This window comes from Glaciihabitans sp. dw_435 (assembly GCF_018449675.1).
Classification (GTDB): Bacteria; Actinomycetota; Actinomycetes; order Actinomycetales; family Microbacteriaceae; genus Glaciihabitans.
Genome location: NZ_JAAVUZ010000003.1, coordinates 408,484 through 415,022, shown reverse-complemented (window position 1 = coordinate 415,022; position 6,539 = coordinate 408,484). Strand labels below are relative to the sequence as shown.

Genomic DNA, 6,539 nt, shown 5'->3' with positions numbered 1-6,539 from the left:
ATATGAACAATCACGTGAACCTACACACCCCTTCGCGCACATTGGGACTTTCGGTCATGACGACCGTGTGGTCCACGACAAAGGCCGAACAATTGCTCTGCAATTGTTCGGCCTTTTTTCGTTCGCGCTACGACTTCAGGTCGTGGGCAAGTTCCTTCTCGTCCTCTTCCGACAGAGACGTCTGGATGACCGTGCCGCCGTACTGTTCGAGGGCGGCGGCGAACTTGTCCTCGGTGATCTTCGTTGCATAGACGACGACCGACGATTTTCCCGCGGCGACCGCCGCCTTAACCCGGCTGCGGAACTCGGTATCCAGGCCGGACTTGTCGAGTCCGGCGAAGAGTGCTCCGAAAAGGCCGCCCACGACAAGTCCCACGACGGGCACGAAAAAGAGGACGCCGAGGAACAGTCCGAAGAGCGCGCCGCTGGCCGTTCCGACGCCAACCTTTCCCGCGGGTCCCGGTGTGGACACGTGGGTCTTTCCTTCGGCGTCGACCTTCACGAGCGCCAGGCCGGCGAGCTCGACCACCAGGTCGTCGTCCAGGCGTTGCACGGTGTTGTAGGCGGATTCGGCATCCTCGGGTGAGTCAAAGGCGATGACGATGAGGTCTGGCATGAGCGTGATTCCAATCTGATCAGAGGATGTAATGGCTGGGGTCGGTTGCGGTCTGTCGAGCCTGCGTCGGGCTGGGGTCCGGAGCATCCGTCAGTCGAAAGAGTCCGGCGATGCCGGCCACGATCAGGGCTACGCCTCCGATAACGACGACGATGCCCACGGACACCAGGGGAACGATCACCATGATGATTCCGGCGAGGATCGTCAGCACTCCGCTGACGATCCGAAGCCACACGGGTCGTCCTGGCTGTTTGCTGACGTTCGCCATGTCGGCGATGCCCGCCAGAATGAGGCCAACGCCTAGGGTCAGCCCCAGAATCTGGAGTGACTGGGAGAGGTTCAGAAGGCAGATGAACCCGGCGATGATGACGAGTGCTCCGAGAATGCCCCCGATCCAGCGCCGTCCGGCCGATCGCCCCTGTGCCGTGTTCGAGAACGCGACGCTCGCCGCCCCTGTCACCACCAGGTAGATGCCGAAAAAGATCGCGATGGTGAGCATCCCGGCGCTCGGGCGGACCATGACGAATACCCCGAACATCACCGCGACGAGGGAGAGCGTGAGGATCCAGCCGCGTTCGGCCGCCACCGCGCGGTCCCTCCAGCGCCGCAGTTCCGCGTCGAGCGAGTTCGTCATTCGCCAGCTCCTTCGTCAGGTCCGACCGGTGCCCGCGTTCCCGGCGTACGCCCAGAATCTCCCGCGCTGCTGGCGGGCGGATCACCTTCCACGGGTGACAGGGGCGCAGTGCGTCCGTCTCTTTCCAACGCCGTCCACCAGCGCGTCTTGCGCGCGAGGGCCAGCGCGTCGCCCGCCAGGCCGCGAATGCGCAATTGCACGCCGCGTCCGGCGAGGTCGCGGTCGAAATCGGCGAGGGCGTCGATGACGGTCAGGGTCGTCATAGGTACTGCCGAGGCATCCACTTCCAGTACCGCGATCGGGTGCTGCGGATCGACGGCGTACTCCTCGTCGAGGACGCGTTCGATGGCCCGCTGCGTCGCGAACACGTTGCCGGTATACAGCCCGCCGCCGAGGGACACGCGGAGCACGCTCCCGGCGCGATGGCGCGTGAAACGCGGACGGCTGATTTCCCGCAGCACGGTGCCGAGGGTGAGGACAACCCCGGCAATAACGGCGGGCAGCAGCCCGGCAACGAGACCGACCACAGCGGTGGTCACACAGATCCAGAACTCGATGCGGCTGGCGCGAGCGAAGCGCACAAGGCCGCGCACGTCGATCAGTCCAACGACGGCGACGAACACCATTGCGGCCAGAGTGGCCTGGGGCAGGTAATCAAGGACCGGCGCCAGCACCAGCGCAACCAGAATCGCGAGCGCTGCCGTCACCACCGACGCAACCTGGGTCTTCGCGCCCGCCCGCTGGTTGACTGCGCTCTGGGAGAAGCCGCCCGCGGCCGGCAGGCTGTGAAAGAACGCCCCGGCGACGCTCGCAGCCCCGTTTGCCAGGAGTTCGCGATTGCTGTCGACCTGGGGATCGCCGGGAGAGCGGATGCCCCGGGCCACGGATGCCGACTCGAGGAATGCCATGACCGCGATGGCCAGGGCGCCGGGAAGTAGCGCGACGACGCCGTCGAGCGGCGGAAGGGCGGGAAGCGGAAGCCCCGTGGGAACGGGATCGATGAGGTCGACACCGACCCGGGGAAGGCCTGCCACGCTTGCCAGCAGAATTCCGGCAACCACGACGACGAGCTGGCCGGGCACGCGGGGAGCCCAGCGTCTCAGCACCAACAGAACGGCGATCGAGCCGAGCGAGAGGACGAGGGTGGCCGCGTTGGTGCCGGGGAGCGCTTCGATCGTCGCGACCACGGTACTGAAGAATCCGTGACCGGTGGCCTGCACGTCGATTCCCAGCAGCCGGGGAACCTGGCCGAGAGCGACGGTGGCTCCCAGTCCGACCTTGATTCCCACGAGTGTCGCCTCGTTGATGTTCTCGATGATGACCCCGAGCCGGAAGACGCGGGCGACGATGAGGATCACGCCCACGAGAAGTGTCAGGGTAACGAGATCGGAGGTGGCAGTGACGGCGTCGTCCGCGACCCCTGCCGAGACGAGCGTGGTGGCCGTGAGAGTGGCGATCGTCGAGGTGGTGGTGACACTCATAGCCCGGGAACCGCCGATCGCCGCGTAGACGATGAGCGGGAGCATGCAGGTGTAAAGCCCGATTTCGACGGGAAGATTGGCAATGGTCGAATAGGCCATCGCTTGGGGAATGACGACGGCGCCCGCGGTGATACCAGCGAGGACGTCCGCTCGCAGCCAGGCGACCTGGTACCCGCGAAGCGTCGGAAAGAGCCATCGCCGGTTCGGCGGCGGCAATACCGGGCGCGGGGTACTCACCGGCCCACCCTGACCGCGCCACGGTGGCCCCGTCCTCGCCCGCGGTGGGTGAGGTGCCGGGGGTGTCACCCTGGCGAGGGTTATGCGATGGACAACGCTCAGACGACAGTCAGTGCCCCGGCAATCACCGCCATGCGCAGGATCGACGGCGGAACCTTCGCCATGGGATCGGAGCAGTTTTACGCGGACGAAGGTCCGGTGCACGAGGTCGCGGTCGACCCGTTCGAGATGGACGTCCACCCCGTCACGACGGAACAGTTCGCCGAATTTGTCGCCCGGACGGGGTATGTCACCACCGCCGAACGATCGCTGCCCGCCGATGACTTTCCCGACCTGACGCCACAGGAGCGTTCCGCAGGAGCGCTGGTCTTCCAGCAGACTCCCGGCCCCGTCCCCCTCTCGGAATGGCGCCAGTGGTGGCGATGGGTGACGGGAGCGGACTGGCGGCATCCGTTCGGGCCGCTCGACGCGGAGGGAAACGGTACGACACCTGATCGTTCGCGTCACCCCGTCGTGCAGGTGTCGTTCGAAGACGCATCCCGGTATGCCGGGTGGGCGGGAAAACGGCTGCCGACGGAGGCCGAATGGGAGTTCGCGGCGCGCGGCGGACTCGACGGGCGCACGTACGCGTGGGGCGATGAGCTCCACCCGGGAGGGACGCTCATGGCCAACACCTGGCAGGGACGATTCCCGTTTCTCAACGAGGGCGCAGACGGGTGGCGCGGTACCTCCCCCGTCGGCTGGTTCCCGCCCAACGGGTATGGATTGTCCGACATGATCGGAAACGTGTGGGAATGGACGGTGACCCCGTACGCCACGCGGCACGCGGTGGAGGCGTGTTGCGTGGGTTCGGTCGACCCGGACGCAGACGGCCGCCGGGTTCTCAAGGGCGGATCCCACCTGTGCGCCCCGGAGTATTGCCTGCGCTACCGCCCGGCTGCCCGGTCGCCGCAATCGGACGACACCTCCACGACACACATCGGATTCCGCTGCGCCCGGAGCCTCTGACCCGGCGACCCGTCGTCAGTGCTGCCGGTGCTTGCCGGTCTCGGCTCCGGCGGCATCGGCGTGCTCGCCGGTCGGAACAAGGGCGGCAAGCGCCTGACGATTCGTGCCATAGATGGTGGATGTCCCGACGAGATTCAACTGCGTCAGGAGGGCGGCCAGATCGGGGCGAACCCGCGACAGGTCAAAGGTTATCTGCCGTGAGGTGACCCACTCCCGAACCTCGCGGTAGGATGCCGCGCCCGTGACGTCGATGTCCGTGATCGCCTCGCAGTCGAGGACGACGTGACGAAGACCCTTGTCCTCTCCCCCGTTAACAACCGCGCGAATCGTGGAGTCGAAAATCGATGCGTTGGCGAAGAACAAGGGAGCGGCGAACCGCACGACGGCCACCCCGGGAGCGGTGATGAAGTGGTCCGGCTCGAGGGGAAGGAGCGATCCGCCGGGAATGTCATTCTCGCTGAGGAGGTCCACCGCGGGACGGGACGCCCGAAGCGCCAAGTTGATGAGGGACAGCACGAACGCCAGCACGATGCCGATGATCGGTCCGAGCAGCAGGGTGGCGAGAAAGCAGACGGCGCCGACGACGAATTCGAACCTGTTGACCTTCCAGATCTCCGTGAACTCGCGAATGCCGAGCAGCGGCACGACGGCGACGCCCACAATCGCTCCAATCGCCGGCGATGGAATGTGCTCGAGCAGGCCGGTTCCGAAAATGACGAGCACCAGGGTTCCTGCCGCCGTGATGATGGACGGCAACTGGGTGCGCGAGCCGACCTGGTCGAGGGCAGCGGTGCGGGACGTCGACGAGCCGACGGTGAATCCGCCGCTGACTCCGGCGGCGAGGTTGGAGGCACCGAACGCGAGGAGGTCACGGTTGGGGTTGGTCGTGTACCCCCGTTTCTGTCCGTACTTTCGCGCGACGAGCAGTCCCTCCGCCATCGCGACGAGGGTCAGCGCCGCCGCGCTCGGCACGAGCTGAGCCCAGGTCGCCCACGAGAGCACGGGCCACGCCAGCGATGGCGGCCCCGCCTGCACGGGACCGAGCACCGACACGCCCCGTTGTTCCAGTCCGGTCAGCACCACGATCACGGTCGTGACGATGAGGACGATGAGTGCCCACGGCACACGTCGGGCAAGGACGCGCCCACCCAGGAGCACCGCGATCGACCCGATGGCGATAATTACCGACCACCCGTTAACGCCACCGAGCCCGGTGATGAGCTGGCCGAGCTTGTCGAGAAACTCGGCGCCGCTGTCGATGTGCACGCCGAGCATCTTGGCGACCTGGCTCACGAGGATGTCCAGGGCGAGACCACCCACAAACCCCACCAGGATCGGTTCCGAGAGAAAATTCGCGAGGAACCCGAGCTTGAAGAGCGCGCATGCCGCGAACATCGCGCCGCCGATGATTGCCTGCGCCAGGGCCATGGTGATGTAGTCGGCGCTTCCCGCTGCCGCGAGACCGCCCAGCGAAGATGCGACGAGAGCCGCCGCCGCGGCATCCGGGGATGCGACAAGCTGGCGCGTCGAGGCGAGCAGGGCAAAGACCACGCACGGAAGGATGAGGGAGTACAGACCGGCGGTGGGGGGAAGCCCCGCGATCTGCGCGTATCCGATATTGAGCGGTACCGCTATTGCCAGCAGGGTGACGCCCGAGACCGTTTCCGTCAGGATAGTGCGCCGGGTCAGCCCCGGAAGTATGCGCATGATCCCAGCCGCTTCCTTACCCGCGGACAACCGCGATCACAGAGCCCCGATGCCGTGCCCGATATTCACGACTCCCAGGACCAGCAGGAGCACGCTCATGATGACGGCGTTGTTCGCCGTCAGCCACGTCCGGAGCTCGTCGAGCGCGCCCCGCAGACGATCCCCCGTGACGAGGAATCCGGCGACCGGCGCAGCGATGGTGATGATGGACACCACGACGAAGACAGCAGCGACAGCCACCTGTTGCCCTCCCGACAGGCCGGCCGAACCGATACCCACTCCCGCGGCGATGGTCAGCATGAGGTTCTTCGGATTGATGGCGGCGAGGATGAAGCCGAGCCCCGCGGCTTTCATCGGTGTCATGGAATCGATTGCGGCCATCCACTTGGGCATGACCGGTGCCGTGTCTCCGTGTGGACGCTTGCGCCACTGGCCAATGGCGAGAAGCACGAGCAGGACACCGAGAACAATCTTGATGATGCCGACCACCGGGGAGGCACTCGCCGACCCTCCCGCCGCAACCCCGGAGACGAGGATGGCGATGGTGACGACGACAACCACCCCGAGCGTCCACCCGAGGAGAAATCCCAGGCTCGTGCCTCGAGCCCGCCGCGAGAGCAACATGAGGATCGCGGCGATGATGGGGACGGGACTGATCGCGACACCGAGGGCGAGTGGCAGGACGTCGCCGATGGCGCCATTCACGGCAGCGGAGCGTCGTCGTCGGGAGCGGCCCAGAAAGTGGAGCTGCGTTCCGGGTGGCCGCTCTCCGGGACATCCGCCCCGCCCCCCATGATGGTGATCGGTTGGGTGTCTTCCAGCGACCGGGAATCGGCGCTGTCTGCTGCGTCCATCG

Annotated in this window: 7 protein-coding genes; 1 reads left to right on the top strand and 6 read right to left on the bottom strand. The window is 66.3% G+C overall.

The features are described from left to right. Window positions 1–127 precede the first annotated feature (127 nt). The 3 genes from HB677_RS06830 to HB677_RS06820 are packed head-to-tail and all read right to left on the bottom strand — an operon-like array spanning window position 128 to window position 2,968. Window positions 128–616, bottom strand: a complete 489-nt coding sequence (locus tag HB677_RS06830; RefSeq protein ID WP_213814924.1) for a DUF1269 domain-containing protein — start codon at window positions 614–616, stop codon at window positions 128–130. Between the two features lie 19 nt (window positions 617–635). Further along, window positions 636–1,250, bottom strand: a complete 615-nt coding sequence (locus HB677_RS06825) for an HdeD family acid-resistance protein (RefSeq protein ID WP_213814923.1) — start codon at window positions 1,248–1,250, stop codon at window positions 636–638. Next, window positions 1,247–2,968 carry a SulP family inorganic anion transporter gene (locus HB677_RS06820; protein WP_307852503.1) on the bottom strand — a complete coding sequence of 574 codons (1,722 nt, stop codon included), beginning with the start codon at window positions 2,966–2,968 and terminating at the stop codon, window positions 1,247–1,249. Before HB677_RS06820 ends, HB677_RS06825 begins: the two co-directional genes overlap by 4 nt. 87 nt (window positions 2,969–3,055) lie before the next feature. Here HB677_RS06820 and HB677_RS06815 point away from each other — a divergent pair, with 87 nt between their 5' ends. Next, window positions 3,056–3,976 (top strand): formylglycine-generating enzyme family protein, encoded by a 921-nt coding sequence (locus HB677_RS06815; protein WP_255546280.1) that lies wholly within the window; start codon window positions 3,056–3,058, stop codon window positions 3,974–3,976. Window positions 3,977–3,991: 15 nt separating this feature from the next. On the opposite strand, the gene HB677_RS06810 is transcribed toward HB677_RS06815, so the two are convergent. The 3 genes from HB677_RS06810 to HB677_RS06800 are packed head-to-tail and all read right to left on the bottom strand — an operon-like array spanning window position 3,992 to window position 6,537. Continuing rightward, window positions 3,992–5,683 (bottom strand): SulP family inorganic anion transporter, encoded by a 1,692-nt coding sequence (locus HB677_RS06810; RefSeq protein ID WP_213814922.1) that lies wholly within the window; start codon window positions 5,681–5,683, stop codon window positions 3,992–3,994. A gap of 36 nt (window positions 5,684–5,719) precedes the next feature. Next, on the bottom strand, window positions 5,720–6,388 hold the full coding sequence (locus tag HB677_RS06805; protein ID WP_213814921.1) for a GAP family protein: 669 nt from the start codon (window positions 6,386–6,388) through the stop codon (window positions 5,720–5,722). Further along, the gene (locus HB677_RS06800; RefSeq protein ID WP_213814920.1) at window positions 6,385–6,537 is read right to left on the bottom strand and encodes a hypothetical protein; all 153 of its coding nucleotides are present in this window, start codon (window positions 6,535–6,537) and stop codon (window positions 6,385–6,387) included. Before HB677_RS06800 ends, HB677_RS06805 begins: the two co-directional genes overlap by 4 nt. Between the last annotated feature and the right edge of the window lie 2 nt (window positions 6,538–6,539).

Coding starts and splice junctions, on each gene's coding strand:
- HB677_RS06830 (WP_213814924.1), bottom strand. CDS start 616: ATGCCAGACCTCATCGTCATCGCCTTTGACTCACCCGAGGATGCCGAA.
- HB677_RS06825 (WP_213814923.1), bottom strand. CDS start 1,250: ATGACGAACTCGCTCGACGCGGAACTGCGGCGCTGGAGGGACCGCGCG.
- HB677_RS06815 (WP_255546280.1), top strand. CDS start 3,056: ATGGACAACGCTCAGACGACAGTCAGTGCCCCGGCAATCACCGCCATG.
- HB677_RS06810 (WP_213814922.1), bottom strand. CDS start 5,683: ATGCGCATACTTCCGGGGCTGACCCGGCGCACTATCCTGACGGAAACG.
- HB677_RS06800 (WP_213814920.1), bottom strand. CDS start 6,537: ATGGACGCAGCAGACAGCGCCGATTCCCGGTCGCTGGAAGACACCCAA.